Consider the following 19,005-nt stretch of genomic DNA (forward strand, 5'->3'; position numbering starts at 1 on the left):
CTCGAAGTCTTAGCCTGTGGGCGTGCGTGACCCCACGCACCCGCGCCCGGTGGCGCGGACAACCACGGCTTCGAGGGAAGGGCAACAACCATGGTGAACACGACGACAGCGATCTCGGCGGGATTGATGGTGGCAAGCGCACTGGCCGCAGCGCCGGCCACGGCGGCGGAGAACGATGCGAGACGGGCGCGGGGCGAGGGGGCGCTGGCGAAGATCACCGGCGCGGAAGGGCGCACGGTGGTGGAAACGATCCGGCGCACGTCGCCGGAACTGGGCGACTGGATCGTCGATTTCGCCTATGGCGATGTGTTTTCGCGCCCCGGGGTATCGCTGTGCACGCGGGAGCTGGCCACCGTGGCGGCCCTGACCGCGCTCGGCAATGCCCAGCCGCAGTTGAAGGTGCATGTCGAAGGCGCGCTGAACGTGGGTTGCAAGCCCGATGAGATCGTTGAAATCATCATGCAGATGGCCGTCTACGCGGGCTTTCCCAGTGCCTTGAACGGTATCGCCGCGGCCAGGGATGTGTTCGAGAAGAAGGGTGTGCAGACGTCCGCGATGAAGGCTGCGACGGACGCCTCGCAGCCGGCCGCTGCCCCGGGCCGCTGAGCCGCCGCCTGGGCCGGTGCCTGGGCCGATGCTTCGGCCAATGCTTCGGCCAATGCTTGTGGCGATGCTTTAGCCGATGCTTGTGCCCGCGCTCCACTCGCCATACAGTAGCGGGGCAGCAGCCCATCCACTTTCCCGTGAGCGCGCATGGAACCACACCTCTCCATCGATGAAGTTGCCCAACGCACCGGCCTGACCGCGCACACGCTGCGCTACTACGAACGCATCGGCCTGATCGCCCCCGTGCGCCGGGCCGGCGGCGGCCAGCGGCGCTACGCGGCGGCCGACCTGGCCTGGATCGAATTCCTGCTGCGGCTGCGCACCACGCGCATGCCGATCAGCAAGATGCGCGCGTTCGCCAGGTTGCGCGCCGCCGGTGAATCGACCATCCCGGAGCGCCGCGCGATGCTGGAAGCGCACCTTGCCGAGGTACTCGCCGACATCGACGCGATGCGCGGGGCGGCCGGGGTCTTGCGGGAAAAGATCGGTTTCTACCGGAATGCGGAGGAGGTGGCCGTGGAGCCGGCCTGCGGCGCCAGTGCTGGCGCCAGTGCCAGTGGCAGCGCCGGGCTCGCGGCCGATGCCGGCAGGGTGCTGGCGAAGAACGCCTGACAGTGCTTGAGTTCACCCCAACAGCGAAAGGCTGGGGTCAGAGAGGAGTACTGGCCTGCAGGCCAGTACCGCTACGCCGGCAAGGAGCGATGCTCCTTGAAACCCCGGCTACGCCCCGGCGGGTCTGACCCCGGAATTTGCACTTGGGGTGGGCTTATCCAGGCGGCACCACTGCCTTGTGGAGCCTGCGCCGGCGCTCGCTCCCTTATTTGCGCTTGGCTTCGCCGATCGGGTTGCCGTTCATGCGCACCACGAGCGCGGTGGCGGGGCCGCTGGCATCGGCCTTGAACTCGACCTCGGCATTGTTTTCCTTGACGAGGAAGGTGTGCGGCTTGTCCAGCGGATGCAGCACCAGGTTCTTGCCTTCGAACGCCACGGTCAGGTCGTTGCCCGCGCGCGAGAACGCCAGTGGCGGCATGCCCTGGCCGGTGAACTCGCCGACATAGCGTTCGATCTGTGCCGCGGTCAGCGCGCTCTTGGCGGCCGCGGTGGCCGGCGCCGCGCCGAACGGCTGGTGGTCATAGCTGACCGCGCGCGACAGTTCCCATGTGCCCGGGCTCTTCTGCAGCCACACGTGCGAATAGCGTGCCTTGCCCTCCGTCGCTTCCGCGGCCGTGCCGCGCTTGATGTGGAAAGTATGGGTGCCGCTGACCAGCGCGCCGTACACCTGGGCGCCCTGCTTGAGCAGGAAGACCTGGGATTCGCCGGCCTGGCGGCGCGTCTTCTCCTGCGGATTGCCGCAGATGTTGTTGCGCACGGCCGCGCCCAGGCTGTCCTTGCCCTTCAGCGCGCCACCCATGTCATGGTAGAACTCGACGTCGCCGGCCAGCCGGCTGGCGATCGTGGCGTGGTCGCAGGCGTTATAGGCTTGCCAGAACGCCGCTTCGGCCGCTTCCACCTGGGATTGGGGAGTGGCCTGGGCGTTGGCGAACAGGGGTGCCGCGGCCAGCAGGGAAAACATGAAGGTGCGCGCGGAAGTTTTATACGTCATTGAATTGTCTCCTGGTTTTTGGTCGTTCATCATACCTGCAAGACTGAACTTTTTGGCAACTCCCCGATGTAATTCTCAGCCCGCTGATTCACCCGGCTTATTCACCTGCTTATTCACCTGCTTATTCACCCTGAACTACCGCCAATTGTCTCGGATTGTCATGAAATGTGCCCAGACGTAATGGACATTATTAATATCTTCTCGATAATTGACGATATGACATCGCGTCGGATTTAATCCCTCCCTGCTCGCCAGAGGTCGGCGAGGAAGACACTGCGGAGAACGAATACGCCCCCTTTCATCGATTACGCGAACCATTCGCGTGAACAGGGACAGGGCATGCGCATTCAGCGACGCCACCAGAGATCGATTAATCCTTATTGGCCCGGCCGCCGATCGCTACCGGCGCAGGCCGCATCCAGAACACATCATCAGGGAGATGAATAAACATGACCTCGAATATCACGCCCGGCGCTGCCGCATTGAATCCGGTACCGCTGCTGGCCAGCACGGACGGCAACGATTCGATTCCCGGCAGCATTGGCGCGGACAGCCTGTCCGGCCTGGGCGGCAATGACACCATCCGGGGCCAGATCGGCAACGATACGATACTGGGCGGTACCGGCGCAGACCTGCTGTATGGCGACGCCGACCACGACAGCATCGCTGGCGACAGCGGGAATGACCGGCTGAATGGCGGCACGGGCGACGATGTCATGACGGGCGGCACCGGCGACGACGACCTGTACGGCGAAGCGGGCGCGGACCGGCTCGATGGCGGCGCGGGCAAGGATTATCTGGCGGGCGCCGCGGGCGCGGACGTGTACCTGTTCGGCAAGGGCAGCGGCGTGGACACGGTCTACAACTACGACAGCGATGCCGTCGGCGTGAACGCCGACAAGGTGCTGCTCGGTGCCGGCATCGCCACCACCGGCGTGACACTGCTGCGCTCGTACGGCGACCTGGTGCTGAAGATCAACGGCACCGGCGACCAGCTGACGGTGCAAGGCTATTTCAGCGGCGACGGCGCCACCGCGTCGGCCGTCGAAACCATCCAGTTCGCCGATGGCACCACGTGGGACGTGGCGGCCGTGAAGAGCAGGGTGCTGGCCGCCACGGCCGGTGCCGACACGATCGTCGGCCTTGCCAGCGCCGACAGCGTGGCCGGCCTGGACGGCAGCGACAATATCCAGGGCCAGGGCGGCGACGACACCGTGGCCGGCGGCACCGGGGCCGATACGCTGTACGGCGACGAAGGCAACGACACCCTTGGCGGCGACGCTGGCAATGACCGCGCCCAGGGCGGCGCCGGCGACGATGCCGTGACCGGCGGCAGCGGCGACGATGAACTGTACGGCGACGCGGGCGCGGACCGGCTCGATGGCGGGACCGGCAAGGATTACCTGGCCGGCGGCACGGGCGCCGATGTGTACGTGTTCGGCAAGGGCAGCGGCCAGGATACCGTCTACAACCACGACGGCGACGCGGTGGGCGCCAATGCCGACAAGGTGCTGCTCGGCACCGGCATCACCGCGGCCGGCGTGAAGCTGCTGCGCTCGAACAGCGACCTGGTGCTGAAGCTCAACGGCACGAACGACCAGCTGACGATCCAGAACTATTTCACCACCGACGGTTCCACGGCGTCGGCGGTGGAAACGATCGAGTTCGCCGATGGCACCAGCTGGGACGTGGCCATGGTGAAGAGCAAGGTGCTGGCCGGCACGGCCAGCCACGATGCGATCACCGGCTACGGCACGGCGGACAGCCTGTCCGGCCTGGACGGCAACGACAGCGTCCAGGGCAACGGCGGCAACGATACGGTCGCCGGCGGCAACGGTGCCGACACGGTGTACGGCGACGAAGGCAATGACAGCCTGGGCGGCGACGCCGGCAACGACCGTGGCTGGGGTGGCGGCGGCAACGACACGCTGGCCGGCGGCACCGGCGACGACGAGCTGTACGGTGACGCGGGCGGCGACCGCCTCGATGGCGGCGCGGGCAAGGATTACCTGGCCGGCGGCACGGGGGCCGATGTCTACCTGTTCGGCAAGGGCAGCGGCCAGGATACCGTCTACAACTACGACGCCGATGCGCTGGGCACGGATGCCGACAAGGTACTGCTCGGTACCGGCGTCACCCCGGCCGGCGTCACGCTGGTGCGCTCGTCCAGTGACCTGGTGCTCAAGCTCAACGGCAGCGACGACCAGCTGACGATCCAGGGTTACTTCACCGGCGAAGGCACCACCGCGTCGGCGGTGGAAACGATCCAGTTCGCCGACGGCACCGCCTGGGATGTGGCGGCGGTCAAGGCGCGGCTGACCACGCCGGCCGTCATCCCGCCGAAGACACTCTCCGGCACGGCGGCGGGGGACACCCTGACCGGCGGCGGCGGCAACGACTCGCTGTACAGCTACGCCGGCGGCGACCGCCTCGATGGCGGGGCGGGCAACGACCTCCTGGACGGTGGCACGGGCAGCGATACCTACCTGTTCGGGGTGGGCTCGGGCAGGGATACGATCAGCTCGCACGACCTCACGGCGGGCAAGGTCGACACGATCCAGCTGGGCACCGGCGTGTCGGCCGCGAACCTGACGGCCTCGCGTGACGGCTGGAGCCTGGTCTTGAAGATCAATGGCACGACCGACGAGCTGCGCGTCACCAATTACTTCCACGGCGACGGCGCGGGCGGTTACCAGGTCGAACGGATCAAGTTCGCCGACGGCACCAGCTGGGATGTGGCGACGGTGAAGGCCAGGGTCCAGGTCGCGACGGCCGGGACCGAGGTGCTCTACGGCTATGCGGCCGCCGACGTGCTGGCGGGCCTGGGCGGCAACGACACGCTGTACGGCGCGGCCGGCAGCGACAAGCTCGATGGCGGCGCGGACAACGACACGCTGTACGGCGAGGACGGCGACGACAGCCTGGCCGGCGGCGCCCACGACGACCGCCTGGACGGCGGCATCGGCAACGACACGCTGCAGGGCGGCACCGACCGCGACACGCTGTACGGTAACACCGGCAACGACCAGCTGGACGGCGGCGCTGGCGACGATGCGCCCGACGGCGGCACCGGCAACGACACCTACCTGCTCGGCTGGGGCGCGGGCCGCGATACGATCAGCGCCTACGACGCCACCGCGGGCAAGGTGGATGCGATCCAGCTGGGCACGGGCATCCTCGCGACCAACGTGACGCTCACCCGCGACAATTCGTCGCTGGTGCTGTCGCTGAACGGCACCGGCGACGAGCTGCGCGTCGCCAGCTACTTCAGCGCCGACGCCACGGGTGGCTACCAGGTCGAGCAGATCAGGTTCGCCGACGGCACCATCTGGGATATCGCGGCCGTGAAGGCGAAGGTGCAGGTGGCCACGGCCGGGAACGACGTGCGCCACGGTTACGCGACGGGCGACGCGCTGGCCGGCCTGGGCGGCGCCGACATGCTGTACGGGGCCGCCGGCAACGACAAGCTCGATGGCGGCGCGGACAACGACACGCTGTACGGCGAGGACGGCGACGACAGCCTGGTGGGCGGCGCCCACGACGACCGGCTCGACGGCGGCAACGGCAACGACACGCTGCAGGGCGGAACCGACCGCGACTCGCTGTACGGCTATGCCGGCAACGACCAGCTCGACGGTGGCGCGGGCGACGATGCGCTCGACGGTGGCACGGGCAACGATACCTACCTGTTCGGCTGGGGCGCCGGCAGGGACACGATCTCCTCCTACGACGGCACGGCGGGCAAGATCGACGCGATCCAGTTGGGCGCCGGCATCGCCACCACGAACGTGGCGCTCACGCGCGACGGCACGGCGCTGGTGCTGGCGCTGAACGGCACCGGCGAAGAGCTGCGCGTTGCCAGCTACTTCAGCGCGGACGCCACGGGGGGCTACCAGGTCGAGCAGATCAGGTTCGCCGACGGCACCATCTGGGACGTGGCGACCGTGAAGGCGAAAGTGCAGCTTGCCACGGCCGGGAACGACGTGCGCCACGGTTACGCGACGGACGATGTGCTGTCGGGCCTGGGCGGCGACGACATGCTGTACGGCGGCGCCGGCAACGACAAGCTCGACGGTGGCGCGGACGTCGACACGCTGTACGGCGAAGAGGGCAGCGACACCCTCGATGGCGGCGCCCATGCCGACTACCTCGCCGGCGGCAACGGCGACGACCTGTATCTCGTCGGCGACAGCGCCGACCGGGCAATCGAGTACACCGGCGGCGGCAACGACACGGTGCAGAGCACCGCCAGCTTCGTGCTGGAAGCGAACGTGGAAACCCTGCTGCTGGCCGGCAGCGCGGCGATCAACGGCACCGGCAGCGCGCAAGCCAACACGATCACGGGCAACGCCGCCGCGAACGTGATCACGGGCGGGGGTGGCGCCGACATGCTCAAGGGCGGCGGCGGCAACGATACGTTCGACTTCAATGCGCTGGCCGACACGGGCATCACGGCCAGCACCTGGGACGTCATCGGCGACTTCGTGCGCGGTGCGGACAAGGTCGACCTGGCCACGCTCGATGCCAACACGGCAACCACCGGCAACGACGCGTTCACCGGCTTCATCGCCAGCGCTGCCGCATTTACCCAGGCAGGGCAGCTGCGCTTCGCCGACGGTGTGCTCTACGGGAACACCAATGCCGACAGCGCGGCGGAGTTCGCGATCCGGCTGGTCGGCATCACGGCGTTCAATGCGAGCGACGTGGTGATGTAACAGACCCGGCACCCCGCCAGGCGAGCCGCTCCGCGACGGCTCGCCCGGCGTCCGGCCGATGCCGGACAGTATTTCCGCGCACGGTTGCCGCGCACCGTTGCCGCGACGCTGCATGCCGCATATAATGAGTACACACTCATTCATCCAGCCGATCCGTGGCCCGACCCAAGAGCGAAGAAAAACGCCTTCAACTGCTGCACGCGGCCGCCGAAGCCGTGGCGCAGCGCGGCGTCGGCGCGCCGACGGCCATGATCTCGGCCATGGCCGGCGTGGCCGAAGGCACGCTGTTCCGATATTTCCCGACCAAGGAAGCACTGCTGAACGAGCTGTACCTCCATCTGTTCGGCCACATGTGCGCGGCCCTGGCGGAAGCGCTCGATCCCTCGCAGCCGCTGGTCCAGCGCGCCCGGCAGCAGTGGAACGCCTACATCGACTGGGGCCTGGCCCATCCGTCATGGATCAGGGCCATCAACCAGCTGGCCGTGACCGATATCCTGACGCCGCAGACGCGCGCGGCCGAACTGTCGCTGTTCCCGGACCTGGGCCTGGTGGAAGCCACCAGCATGAACAGCGGACTGTTCCAGGGCCTGCATCCCGCCTTCGACGATGCCATCATCATCGCGATCGCCGATGCCACGCTGGACTTCGCCACGCGCGAACCGGCGCGCGCCGCCGAGTACAAGCTCAGCGGTTTCAACGCCTACGCGCGCATTTTCTTGCCGCCTTCTTGACCCTTTGCCATTTAAATGAGTGAGTAGTCACCAATATAAGGTTCGAAGCCATACAGAATAATGCTCTGCGGTGGAATTGCCGCGGGGCTGGCATGCATACGAAGGGACTGACACATGACTGAACGATCGGCCAGCGCCGGGGACCCGCCGGTGCGCTGCGATTCCCGCGACATGGAAGCCGCCGGGGCCACCGGCCCGCTGCCGGCCCGCCTCCATATGGCCGGGCCGGTGGCCGGCAAGCGCGACACGCTGGTGGTGTTCTTCCACGGCGGCGGCTTCGTCGGCGGCTCGATCGACGAAGCCGACGAGTTCCTGCGCCAGCTCGTCATGGCCGATCCCCGGCAGGTGGCGCTGGCGGCCGGCTACACGCTGGCATGCGCCAGCCCGTTCCCGGCGGCGGTGGAAGACGCCCATGCGGTGCTGCTGTGGGCGAAGAAGAACAAGGCCAAGCTGGCCTGGAACGGCAAGCGGCTCATCGTGGCCGGCATCGAGGCGGGCGCCAACCTGGCCGCCGTGGTGTCGCTGGTGGCGCGCGACCGCGGCGGGCCGGCCCTGGCCGGGCAGGTGCTGATCATGCCGATGCTCGACCCGGGCCTGTCGACCTGCTCGATGCGCACCATGCCGGCCTGCCTTGACAAGGCTACCGTGGTCGACGACGTGGCGCGTACCTGCGCCGAAGGCTACCGCGCCTACCTGCCCAATGCCGCCGACCGTACGCACCCTTACGCATCGCCATTGCAATCGTCGCGCCTGAAGAACCTGCCGCCGGCGCTGATCCTGTCGGCCGACGACGACCCGCTGCGCGACGAGGCCGAACAGTACGGCGCCCGGCTGATCGGCGCCGGCATTCCCACGGCCGTGAAGCGCCTGCCGCCTCCACCCCTCGAAGAACCCGGCGGGCGCAGCGACTGCGTGTGCACGTTCGCGCTGGCGGAGATCGCTGCGTTCATCGACCTGCAGCATTGACGGCCTGATGGCGCCATGAAGGCTGCACCGGCCGGTCACGCGACCGGTCCGGTGCCGCCGGCCTGCCGCGCCTGGCGACGTGCCGTCAGCCAGACCAGCACGGCGGCGCCCAGCAGCATGGCGGCGCTGGCCATGAAGGCACTCCGGTAGCCGCTGCCATCGAACAGCAGGCCCCCGATGGTCGATCCGAGGGCAATCGCCAGCTGGATCACCGCCACCATCAAGCCGCCGCCGGCTTCCGCATCCCGCGGGAAAGTGCGCGGTATCCAGGCCCACCAGCCCACTGGCGCCGCCGTAGCGATCAAGCCCCAGAAGCCCAGCAGTGCAGCGACGATGCCCGCCTGGCTGCCAAAAGCGACCAGGCCAATGGCCGCCGCCGCCATCAGCACGGGGATTGCCGCCAGCGTTCGGTAGAAGCCGCGTTTCAGCACCGTACCGACGAACAGCGTGCCGATGAATCCCGTGAGGCCGATGACAAGCAGGACCAGCGACAGCGTGCCCGGATCGACCCGGGTCACGGTTTCGAGGAACGGCCGCACATACGTGAACAGCGTGAATTGCCCCATGAAGAACAGGCCGACGGCCAGCATGCCGAGGCTGACGACTGGATCGCGCAGCAGCGTGAAGATCGCCAGTGGCCGCCGGGCACCTGCCACCTGCGGCGCGGCCGGCATCGAAGGCAGGCTGATCCACTGCCAGGCCAGCGCGACGAGCGACACCGGCACCAGGCACAGGAAGGCGCCGCGCCAGCCGATGACCGAACCCAGGTAGGCGCCGAGGGGCGCCGCGACGACCGTGGCCAGTGCGTTGCCGCCATTGAAGATCGCCAGCGCACGCGGAACCTGCTGGAGCGGCACCAGGCGCATGGCGGTGGCCGCCGACATGGCCCAGAAGCCGCCGACGACGACGCCGATCAGCGCTCGGCCGGCCATGTAGACGGCATAGTTGGGCGCCAGCGCGACGACGGCGCCGGACAGGCCCATGGCGCCCGTCAGCAGGAGCAGCAGCGTCTTGCGGTCCATGCCGCCGGCCAGCGCGGAAATGCACAGGCTCGTGACGACGGCAAAGGCGCCGGAGACGGCGATGCCCCGTCCCGCCATGCCCTGGGTGACATGCAGGGCCCCGGCGATCGGCGTCAGCAGGCTGACCGGCATGAACTCCGAAGCGATCAGCGCGAAGACGCACAGCGTCATGGCGAAGACGCCGCCCCAGGCGGCGGGACGATCGGTGGAGAGTACGGCGGCTGGACCATGCATGCGGGATTCCCTTCGATATTCACGGGCGTTGGCACGCCGAACAGCGGGGAATGGTAAGGGTGAAGCAGGGCGCGTGACGGCCCTGGAATTGCTTGCCCATATGAACCAGGTTCATGAATACTGCGCCCGATTGCTTAAGCGGCGTCATAAAATACCTGGCTGGCGGGGGGCGTACCCCGCAGACCTGTTTTTCCCCACACCGGCCGGAGTGCGCATGGCACGCGACAATATCAATGACATCATCGTCTTCCTCGCCGTGGCCCGGGAACGCAGCTTTACGCGTGCCGCGGCCAGGCTTGGCGTGACGCAATCCGCACTCAGCCACATCATCCGCGGCCTGGAAGGGCGCCTGGGCGTACGCCTGCTGACCCGGACCACACGCAGCGTCTCGCCGACCGAGGCGGGAGAACGGCTGCTGCAGAACGTCGGCCCCCGCCTCGAAGAGATCGAGGCCGAGATCGCGGCCGTCAGCGACCTGGGCGACAAGCCCGCGGGCACGGTACGCATCACGGCGATCGATCACGTGGTCAGCAGCGTGCTGTGGCCCCGGATCGCGCCCATCCTGCCGCGCTACCCCGACCTGCATGTGGAGATCAGTTCCGACTACCGGCTGGTCGACATCGCCGCCGAACGCTTCGACATCGGCGTGCGCTATGGCGACCAGGTCGAGAAGGACATGATCGCGGTCCGGCTGACCGGCGAGGTGCCGATGGCGATCGTCGGCTCGCCCGGCTATTTCGGCTGGCACCCGAAACCGGCCGTGCCGGCGGACCTGATGAAGCACAACTGCATCACCCTGCGGCTGGCGAGCAGCGGCGGCATCTACGCATGGGAACTGGAGAAGGACGGGCAAAAGCTGGAAATGCGCGTGCGGGGGCAAGTCGTCTGCAACAGTGCCGGCCATATGCTCGACGCGGCCTTGACGGGCTGCGGTCTGGCCTTCGTTCCCGCCGACATGGCCGGCCCGCACGTGAGCATGGGGCGGCTGGTGAGCGTGATGGAAGACTGGTGCCCGCGCTTCCCCGCGCTGCATGCCTACTACCCGAGCCGGCGGAATTCGTCCCGCGCGGTCACGCTCGTGATCGACGCGCTGCGACTGTAGACCTGAGGCCGGACCCGCGGGCGTTCCGGAGCGTCCTGCTTGCCATGTCCATCAGCGGATTCATGACGGAAATTCATGAGCCCATGCAGATTCGCCACGGCTTCGCGCGTTCTTCCCTGGCTATGATTCCTGCTTCGCGATGGACGCCTGTCGAGTCAACCAGGAAGCCTGATGAGAGCATTGTTCGTTTTTCTCGCCCTGTCGATCGGTTCGCCCACCGCGCCGGGAGCCGCCATGCCGGGCGAGCCAGACGCGCAAGTGAACCAGCGATCGGGAATTCAACAAGTGAAAACAGCTTTAAGGATCCAGGTCGACGTGCAGGGGACGCCAGTCTTCGTGACGCTCGACGATAACCAGACGTCGCGGGATTTCATCGCGATGCTGCCGCTCACCCTGACCCTGGAGGACTATGCCGCTACCGAGAAAGTGGCTGACCTGCCTCGACGCCTGTCGACGGCCGGGGCGCCCGCCGCGATGGTCCCGCGCACCGGCGACGTGACCTACTACGCCCCGTGGGGCAACCTGGCGATTTTCTACAAGGATGGCCACCATTCGCCCGGACTCATCAGACTGGGCGGCATCGGCGAGCAGGTCGCCCTGTTCAGGCGCACCGCTCCTCTGCGCGCCACGATCACGCTGGCTGAAGAGTGACCATGACCGCCACCCCTAGAAACGCAGCGTCAGCTTCAGCAGCACGCTGCGCCTGAACATGCTGCGCCCGGGATTGTCGCCGAATTCGGGGTGGGAGCGATGCAGCAGGTTGCGCCCGACCAGCGCCACGTCGAGGTTCGGGCGCGGGCGCCACGTCCACTGTCCATCGAGCTCGTAATACGATGGCACGGCCGGATCCGGCAGCGCTCCCACGTAGCGCAGCGTCAGGTCCAGCGCGCTGTCGTCTGTCAGGTCGTGCGAGGTGCGCAGCAGCCAATGGCGCTTCGGGTCGTTGGTCGTGAGGCCGCTGCTGGCGCTGGTGTCCTGGCTGCCCGGCAGCAGGGAAGTGCGCACATTCTGCAGCACCAGGCCGGCGTTGATCCTCCAAGCTGGCGTTGCCTGCCACTGGCCCCACATCTCGATGCCCCGCGTGGTGCCTTCCCGCAGGTTCTGGAATTCCAGCAGCGCCGGCGCGGTGGGGCTGGCTTGCGGCTCGAGCGTGCGCAACCTGTCGTAGCGGCTGTAGTACGCCGTCGCCGACCAGGACAGCGTGGCGGCGGGCTGCGCACGATAGCCCAGTTCGACGACCCTGGCCACTTCGGACTGGAAATCGGGACCGCCGCCGATCAGGTAGACCGCGCGCCCGCCGGCGTTCATCGGCGCGCTCGGCGAATGCAGGTCGCGGTCGAAGCGCGATGGCGCGCGCACGGTGCGCGCCACGCTGCCCCAGACCAGCTGGTCCGCGCCCGGTGTCCACGCCAGGCGCAGGCTGGGCAGGTATTCGGCGCCCGTGTAGATGTTGTGCTCGACCTTTGCGCCGGCGGTCACTTTCAGCGCCGGCGAGACGGCGTATTCGTTTTGCAGGAACAGGTTGGACCAGCGCAGGTTCAGGTCGCCGGGCAGGAAGCCCAGGCCGGGCGAGTTCGTCACCCTGTCCCAGCTCTGGCGGAAGCCGCCGCCCCATGTCAGCAGGTTGCGTTCGCCGAGGCGCACGTCGTGCTGGGCTTCCAGGTCCAGCGTGGACAGGCGCTCGACGAAAGCCCCCGGCTGGTTCCGCTCGGTGTGGTCCAGGATGACCTGCAGGCGCAGATTGGCGTCGGGCGACAGTCTGCGCGTCAGCCGGCCCAGCAGGTTGGCGCCGGAAATCTGCACGGGCAGGGCGGCCAGCTGGCCCAGCTTGCCCTGGTAGGCGTCGCCGGACACGGTCAGCTCGCTGTCCCGCAGCTTCCAGTCGGCGCGAAAGCCGGCCTGGGTGCGGTGCATGCCGGTGTTGGTGTCGATTCCGGTGGCGGTCAGGGTATTGTCCAGCTGATGGTACTTCCCGTACACGCGGTAGGTGCCGCCGCCGGCCAGCGTGCCGCCGTAGCGCAGCGAGGCATTCTTGTCCTGCGCGCCGCCGGCCGCCGCGAACTGCCCGCCTTGTGTATCGGCCGACGACCGCGTGATGACATTGATGACGCCGTTGACGGCGTTGGCGCCCCAGATCGTCGCGCCGGGCCCGCTGATGACTTCGATGCGCTCGATGTCTTCCATCACCACGTCCTGGGCATCCCAGAACACGCCGGAAAACAGCGGGGTGTAGATGCTGCGGCCGTCGATCAATACCAGCAGCTTGTTCTCGAACGGGGTATTGAAGCCGCGCGCTGTCACGGCCCAGTTGCGCGCATCGACCTGGGCCACCTGCAGGTTCGGCGCCAGGCGCAGCGCCTCGGGCAGCGACTGCGCGCCGCTGCGCCGGATGTCGCCGCCGCTGATGATGAAGACGGATGCGGCCGTGTCGCTGAGCCGTTCCTCCTGCCGCGACACCGACGTTACGACGACATCGCTGAGCTGTTCGAGCGACATGTCGGCGAAGCGGTTGCCGAATGACTCCATGGCGTGGGCCGGCGCCGCACCCACCATCACTGCGACAAGTCCTGCGCGTGAAAAGCTGGCTCTTCTGGTCATATCGTTCCTGCGGCTGCCGTCTTCTCCGCCACCGTCGCCACGGCGGCGACACGGGGGAAAGGCGCGGGCTGATGCGCGTGTCACGAAATTATAGAGCACCCGACACATTTTCCCCTTCAAATTTTTGCTTGTGCGCAACACTCGAGCGTGGATGCCCGCCGGTGGATGGGCTTCGGGAACATCGGCAACGGCGTGTCGCCATCCGGTTCCCAGGCACGATGGCGAAAAGGGTCTTGACGGTACGCAAGGGTGTCACTACAATCATGCCTCTTTCAGGGAGGTTAGCTCAGGGGTAGAGCACTGCATTCACACTGCAGGGGTCGCAAGTTCGAAACTTGCACTTCCCACCAGGATTCTTTTGATCAGTCGGTTTGATCACTCAGTTTGACCGCTGGTTTGACCACTTAAAGGCTTGCAACGTTTGGTTGCAGGCCTTTTTTGTTTGGCGCGATGAAACGCGAAATAAGCCTGGCCGGCTGCTGGGTGGCACCACTGCGGGCTGCCGCTCGCCTCAGGCGCAGCGCGAGCCGGCCGCGACCAGCGCAGCGTCTGCAATGGGCGTTTTGCTCTACACTTCCCACCGCCCTCGTGGATCAACAGCGCCGGCGCATACCTCGCGGCGCGTGGGGAGGGGCGCACGGACGTGAAGTACCCGCCCGGTGCGCATCGGCCTACTTTTCGCCCCTACAACCTGGCATCAATGGAGATCTGGACAACATGAAATCGAGCATGCTCGGCCTCGCCACCACTTTCTCGCTCACCCTGCTCGCGTTCGCCGCCGCGCCGGCCAGTGCATTCGCAGCCGGCCTGCCTTTCGAGGTCAAGCCGGTCGGCACCTTCAAGAACCCATGGGCGATGGCATTCCTGCCCGATGGCAAGATGCTGGTGACGCAAAAGGAGGGGACGATGATCCTGTTCGATCCCGCAACCGGCGCCAGGCGGACGGTGTCCGGCACACCCGCCGTCAGCAGCAGGGGCCAGGGCGCGCTCATGGACATCGTGCCCGCTCCCGATTTCGCGGCCAGCAAGCGGCTCTACTTCAGCTACTCCGAGGCGGGTTCGGGTGCCGGCAGCCGGGTCGTGCTCGCCACCGCGACACTGGACCAGGCAGGCGGCACGCTCAAGGATACAAAGGCCATTTTCCGCGGCCAGGATGCGTCGACCGGCGGGCACTATTCGGGCCGTATCGGCTTCTCGCCGGATGGCAAGCATCTCTTCTTCACCAGCGGCGACCGCCAGCTTTTCGATCCGGCGCAGGACCCCAAATCGACGCTCGGCAAGGTGCTGCGCCTGAACCTCGACGGTACGCCGGCCGCCGGCAATCCGCTCGCGGCCAAGGGCTTCCATGCAGCCGTCTGGTCGTATGGCCACCGCAACCTGCTGGGCATCGCCTTCGACAGGCAGGGGCGCCTGTGGGAAATGGAGATGGGGCCGCGCCATGGCGACGAGATCAACCTGATCAAGCCAGGCCTCAACTATGGCTGGCCGAAGGCATCGAACGGCAGCCACTATGACGGCCGGGACATCCCCGACCATGCCCCTGGCGACGGCTTCGAGGCCCCGAAAGTGTCCTGGGATCCGGCCATCTCACCGGGCGGCCTCGCCTACTACGATGGGGACCTGTTCCCGAGGTGGAAAAATTCCCTCTTCATCACCGGTCTCTCGGGCCAGTCGCTGGACCGCATCGCCCTCGACGGCGAGAACGCGACCAAGGCGGACCATTGGGACATGGGCGAACGCATCCGCGCCGTGCGTACCGGGCCGGATGGCGCGCTATGGCTGCTGGAAGACGGTTCGCGGGGCCGGCTGCTGATGCTGACACCGAAGAGGTAGGCCAGCGGGAAGTGCGTGGCGCAACAAGGGACCAAGGGTCCCTTTTTTTATGTCTCAAGGCTATTGCTTTGGAGCGCTTAACAAATCAGCCGCTTGTCCTTGGAGCAACGACATCGTAGACTAAGCCATTGCGCAAGGCCGCTATCGGCCCAGGCTGTGTAAAAACGCCGGCAGTGTAAACGAAACCAGTTCGGTAAACGTTGGGTGAGTATCTCATCAACCGGGGTGCAAGATGAAGCGTTTCATCGAAGGCGAAGACCGAGGACAGGGGACGTTGCTGCCTGAGCTGCTGGACGACTACGTGGCCGAGAACAATCCGGTTCGCGTGGTCGATGTATTTGTAGAAGAACTCGACTTGGGAAAACTCGGCTTCGGGCGTGTGCAGCCGGCCAGGACCGGACGACCGTCCTACCATCCAGCAGTACTGCTCAAGCTCTACATCTACGGCTACCTCAACCGCATTCAGTCGAGCCGGCGGCTCGAGCGTGAAGCGCAGCGTAATGTGGAACTGATGTGGCTGACGGGGCGGCTGACGCCGGACTTCAAAACGATTGCCAACTTCCGAAAGGACAACGGCAAGGCGATTCGCAATGTCTGCCGGCAGTTCATCGTACTGTGCCAGCAACTGGACCTGTTCGCCGATGCAATGGTCGCAATTGACGGCAGCAAGTTCAAGGCAGTCAACAGCAGTGATCGCAATTTCACGCAGGCCAAGCTCAAGCGCAGGATGGAAGAGATCGAGGCCAACATCGGTCGTTACCTGGCAGACCTGGACACGGCTGACAGGCAAGAACCGGCGACGAAACAAGCGCGCAGCACCCGGCTGAACGATAGAATCGCGGCGATGAAGTCGCAGATGGCTGTCCTTAAGGAAATCGAAGCGAAGCTGGAAGCGACTGGCGAAACGCAGATCTCGCTGACCGATCCGGATGCCCGTTCAATGATGACGCGAGGCTCGGGCATCGTCGGGTACAACGTCCAGACCGCGGTCGACGCCAAGCACCACCTGATCGTCGAGCACGAGGTAACCAATATCGGCAGCGACCGCGATCAACTGTCAGGGATGGCCAAGAAGGCCCGCACTGCAATCGGGACCAACACGCTAACTGCGATCGCTGATCGCGGCTACTTCAAAGGCGAGGAAGTCCTGGCATGCAGCCAAGCCGGCATCACTGCAGTAGTGCCAGCGACAAAGACGTCCAATGCCAAGGCCGACGGGCGATTCGACAAAGCCGATTTCGTCTACGATCGGGAGAAGAACGAGTACCGCTGCCCAGCTGGCCAATCCCTGATCTGGCGATTTTCCGGCGTTGAAAAGGGCATGACGCTTCATCGCTACTGGAGCTCGAACTGTAAGGCTTGCCCGCTCAAGGATAAGTGCACGCCGAGCCAGGAGCGCCGGGTGACGCGCTGGGAACACCAGGACGTGCTTGACGACATGCAGGAGCGTCTTGAACAAAATCCGGACGCCATGCGAATCCGGCGTTGCTCGGTCGAGCATCCCTTCGGGACGATCAAGTCATGGATGGGCGCCACGCATTTCCTGACAAAAGGACTTGAGCGTGTGAAGGCCGAGATGAGCCTGCACGTGCTCGCCTATAACTTGAAGCGCTTGATGACGTTACTTGGTGTCGATGGCATGATCGAAGCAGTCAGGGCATATGCCCTTTTACAGGCATTACAACGTGCGTTTGCAGCGGTTATCCTACTGGTCCAGTCGCCGAGCTCGAAAGATGGGAACAGCTCACGTAGCGCCCCATCAAACCGCAGAAATGCAGTGGCCGGGTGCAAACTGATCACCTCTATCCATTTCTGAGTTTTTACACAGCCTGGGCCAAAAGCGGTCGTTGCTGACCGACCGATAAACTAAATTTTCAGGCACGGCACATGGTTCCGTATGGCTTGACTCAAGCACAATTTCAAGCGATGTATCGGCGCAAGCTTGACGGTCTTTCCAAGCATGCTATCGCCCATATCAGTACGCTTTTATCTATACCGGTATCACCAGACGTCGATGAGGCGCACGTCGAAATTTTCCCTGGAGAGGACGGCGGATCACCAGACGTTTGGATGTACTGGCGTGGTAAAAATAATAAGGTCGATCACGCGGACCTGAGTCTATTTGCCGGCAGATCAATGCATTTGGAACTCGGCCTTGAAATCCTTGCTGAGCTCGACGAGCAATATTTCCTCGATCCGGACCAGTTTCCTGGACTTGAGTTGGCTGTGCCTATCTTGTCCCGCTGGGTGTCTGAATGTTGGTGGAAGGCTGGCGGCTGGCGGTACCCAGTGCCGGTCACGCTAGCAGTTCACGATTTCGGGACTTGCGGCTCAGTGTTGCTTTCCGAAGGCGGTGCCTAACTCAGGTGTTCAATGTCCGGTATGGGGCGGAAGCGGTCGTACACAAAGCGGCAACTGACCAAAGGCAGGCCGAGCTCACCAGACCCACCCTATGATCCAGTCGATTACTCTGAATCTTCCTTATGACTTTCCGATGCTGACTGGGATAAGGTCTCCGCGGTGTATCGATCCATGGATGGGTGGCTTGAAGAGCATTTATCCTGGTTCGGCCCCTGGGGCAGCGAGCGCTTTACTGCGGCTTCCGTCGAGCCAAGCGGCCTGCTGGTTGAGGGAAATGTCGACCCACTGCTTTTCAGGGGATGGATGACCAAACTGTGCGCCAAGCTCACGGCGGCGCTTGGGAAAGAAGTCTACGACGCCGAGTTATAGACGTCCGACGTGCGGGCGGAGGCTCGAGCAATTGCTGGATCTTGAAAACACGTCCATCCTCGGCACCCGCAATGGGCTTCCCACAATTTCACGGTCGGTCTATACCGGTCGAAAGCGATCGATAATCATCTAATTCGCTCTCCTTCACACGTGCTGGCATCGAATATCGTCTAAAAATTCAGCGGCCGGAGTCTGATCCGATCCATATCAAGCATCCCGAAGTCTAAAACAACCTTATTCCCGCGCCTCGGTCCAAGGTATTAGACCCATTCAGAAAGGACCGATCATGGAATACGAGGCGAAGCAACCGGTATATCTTCCCGTTCAGGGTTTTCTGCAGTTGGAACTACATCTCGCCGAGACCCGCCCAGGCGCCAAAGTGGATGCTGTCGTAGTTGAGCTGCTCAGGCGTTGGTTGGCAACGGAGAGTAATCGAAACTTCTTGCGCAAGAATGGCCCGGCCTTGAGGGGCTTTCAATGGAAGACGCTGTTCCTGCCAGAGGGAACGATATTGCGCACCGCTTATGGCCAAACCGCAGGGTTTGCCAAAGTTGGGGGCGACCACATTGTTTCGGATGACGGCGCGACACTGACGCCTTCGCAGTTCGCCAATCGCCACGCCAAGGGGCGGAACGCCTGGCGCTTCATCTGGCTGCGCTTCCCCGGCGATGATGGCTGGGTTCGGGCCGACAACTGCCGGGCGCGTGAGGCGGACCTCCCGCTAAAACGGTCCAATGCGACAGCAAGCCGGTCTAAAACGATCTGGAATAACCATGCTGGGCAGTCTAACCCAGTTCATGCTTCACACGAAAAAGGCGATTCTGGTCTAAAAAATCGAGCGCGGCACTGATTGAAGACCGTTTTA

Annotated in this window: 13 protein-coding genes, 1 tRNA gene and 1 pseudogene; 12 read left to right on the top strand and 3 right to left on the bottom strand. The window is 65.2% G+C overall.

The features are described 5' to 3' along the window. Positions 1–126: 126 nt before the first annotated feature. Both OU994_RS11720 and OU994_RS11725 read left to right on the top strand, forming a co-directional pair. Positions 127–606: a carboxymuconolactone decarboxylase family protein gene (locus OU994_RS11720; protein WP_373922614.1), complete on the top strand. Its 480-nt coding sequence runs from the start codon at positions 127–129 to the stop codon at positions 604–606. A 147-nt stretch (positions 607–753) separates the two neighbouring features. Continuing rightward, positions 754–1,218: a MerR family transcriptional regulator gene (locus tag OU994_RS11725; protein ID WP_281610874.1), complete on the top strand. Its 465-nt coding sequence runs from the start codon at positions 754–756 to the stop codon at positions 1,216–1,218. Between the two features lie 205 nt (positions 1,219–1,423). On the opposite strand, the gene OU994_RS11730 is transcribed toward OU994_RS11725, so the two are convergent. Further along, entirely contained in the window at positions 1,424–2,209 is a 786-nt protein-coding gene (locus tag OU994_RS11730; protein WP_281610875.1) for a nuclear transport factor 2 family protein, read from the bottom strand. 449 nt (positions 2,210–2,658) lie between these two features. Here OU994_RS11730 and OU994_RS11735 point away from each other — a divergent pair, with 449 nt between their 5' ends. The 3 genes from OU994_RS11735 (at position 2,659) to OU994_RS11745 (ending at position 8,621) form a co-directional block, all read left to right on the top strand. Continuing rightward, on the top strand, positions 2,659–6,924 hold the full coding sequence (locus OU994_RS11735; protein ID WP_281610876.1) for a calcium-binding protein: 4,266 nt from the start codon (positions 2,659–2,661) through the stop codon (positions 6,922–6,924). A gap of 155 nt (positions 6,925–7,079) precedes the next feature. Next, the gene (locus OU994_RS11740) at positions 7,080–7,655 is read left to right on the top strand and encodes a TetR/AcrR family transcriptional regulator (protein WP_281610877.1); all 576 of its coding nucleotides are present in this window, start codon (positions 7,080–7,082) and stop codon (positions 7,653–7,655) included. 114 nt (positions 7,656–7,769) lie between these two features. Beyond that, the gene (locus tag OU994_RS11745; protein WP_281610878.1) at positions 7,770–8,621 is read left to right on the top strand and encodes an alpha/beta hydrolase; all 852 of its coding nucleotides are present in this window, start codon (positions 7,770–7,772) and stop codon (positions 8,619–8,621) included. A gap of 35 nt (positions 8,622–8,656) precedes the next feature. Here the strand turns inward: OU994_RS11745 and OU994_RS11750 are convergent, their stop codons facing one another. After that, positions 8,657–9,877: an MFS transporter gene (locus tag OU994_RS11750; RefSeq protein WP_281610879.1), complete on the bottom strand. Its 1,221-nt coding sequence runs from the start codon at positions 9,875–9,877 to the stop codon at positions 8,657–8,659. 214 nt (positions 9,878–10,091) lie between these two features. On the opposite strand from OU994_RS11750, the gene OU994_RS11755 reads away from it, so the two are divergent. Together OU994_RS11755 and OU994_RS11760 are read left to right on the top strand one after the other, a co-directional pair. Then, positions 10,092–10,979 carry a LysR family transcriptional regulator gene (locus OU994_RS11755; protein ID WP_281610880.1) on the top strand — a complete coding sequence of 296 codons (888 nt, stop codon included), beginning with the start codon at positions 10,092–10,094 and terminating at the stop codon, positions 10,977–10,979. Positions 10,980–11,150: 171 nt separating this feature from the next. Further along, positions 11,151–11,630, top strand: a complete 480-nt coding sequence (locus OU994_RS11760; protein ID WP_281610881.1) for a cyclophilin-like fold protein — start codon at positions 11,151–11,153, stop codon at positions 11,628–11,630. A 15-nt stretch (positions 11,631–11,645) separates the two neighbouring features. On the opposite strand, the gene OU994_RS11765 is transcribed toward OU994_RS11760, so the two are convergent. Then, on the bottom strand, positions 11,646–13,505 hold the full coding sequence (locus tag OU994_RS11765) for a TonB-dependent siderophore receptor (RefSeq protein WP_281610882.1): 1,860 nt from the start codon (positions 13,503–13,505) through the stop codon (positions 11,646–11,648). A gap of 347 nt (positions 13,506–13,852) precedes the next feature. Between OU994_RS11765 and OU994_RS11770 the strand changes: the two genes are divergently transcribed. The 5 genes and pseudogenes from OU994_RS11770 to OU994_RS11790 all read left to right on the top strand — a co-directional run bounded on the left by OU994_RS11770 (position 13,853) and on the right by OU994_RS11790 (position 18,990). Further along, a tRNA-Val gene (locus tag OU994_RS11770) sits at positions 13,853–13,927 on the top strand. Positions 13,928–14,294: 367 nt separating this feature from the next. Next, positions 14,295–15,410 (top strand): PQQ-dependent sugar dehydrogenase, encoded by a 1,116-nt coding sequence (locus OU994_RS11775; protein ID WP_281610883.1) that lies wholly within the window; start codon positions 14,295–14,297, stop codon positions 15,408–15,410. A gap of 232 nt (positions 15,411–15,642) precedes the next feature. After that, a pseudogene (locus tag OU994_RS11780) lies at positions 15,643–17,070 on the top strand (IS1182 family transposase); the annotation flags it as partial. A gap of 227 nt (positions 17,071–17,297) precedes the next feature. Beyond that, positions 17,298–17,771 carry a hypothetical protein gene (locus tag OU994_RS11785; protein WP_281610884.1) on the top strand — a complete coding sequence of 158 codons (474 nt, stop codon included), beginning with the start codon at positions 17,298–17,300 and terminating at the stop codon, positions 17,769–17,771. Between the two features lie 655 nt (positions 17,772–18,426). After that, positions 18,427–18,990: a hypothetical protein gene (locus OU994_RS11790; protein ID WP_281610885.1), complete on the top strand. Its 564-nt coding sequence runs from the start codon at positions 18,427–18,429 to the stop codon at positions 18,988–18,990. The last annotated feature ends 15 nt before the right edge of the window (positions 18,991–19,005 follow it).

The sequence above is a fragment of the Pseudoduganella sp. SL102 genome, assembly GCF_027856995.1.
GTDB classification, from domain to species: Bacteria; Pseudomonadota; Gammaproteobacteria; order Burkholderiales; family Burkholderiaceae_D; genus Rugamonas; species Rugamonas albidiflava.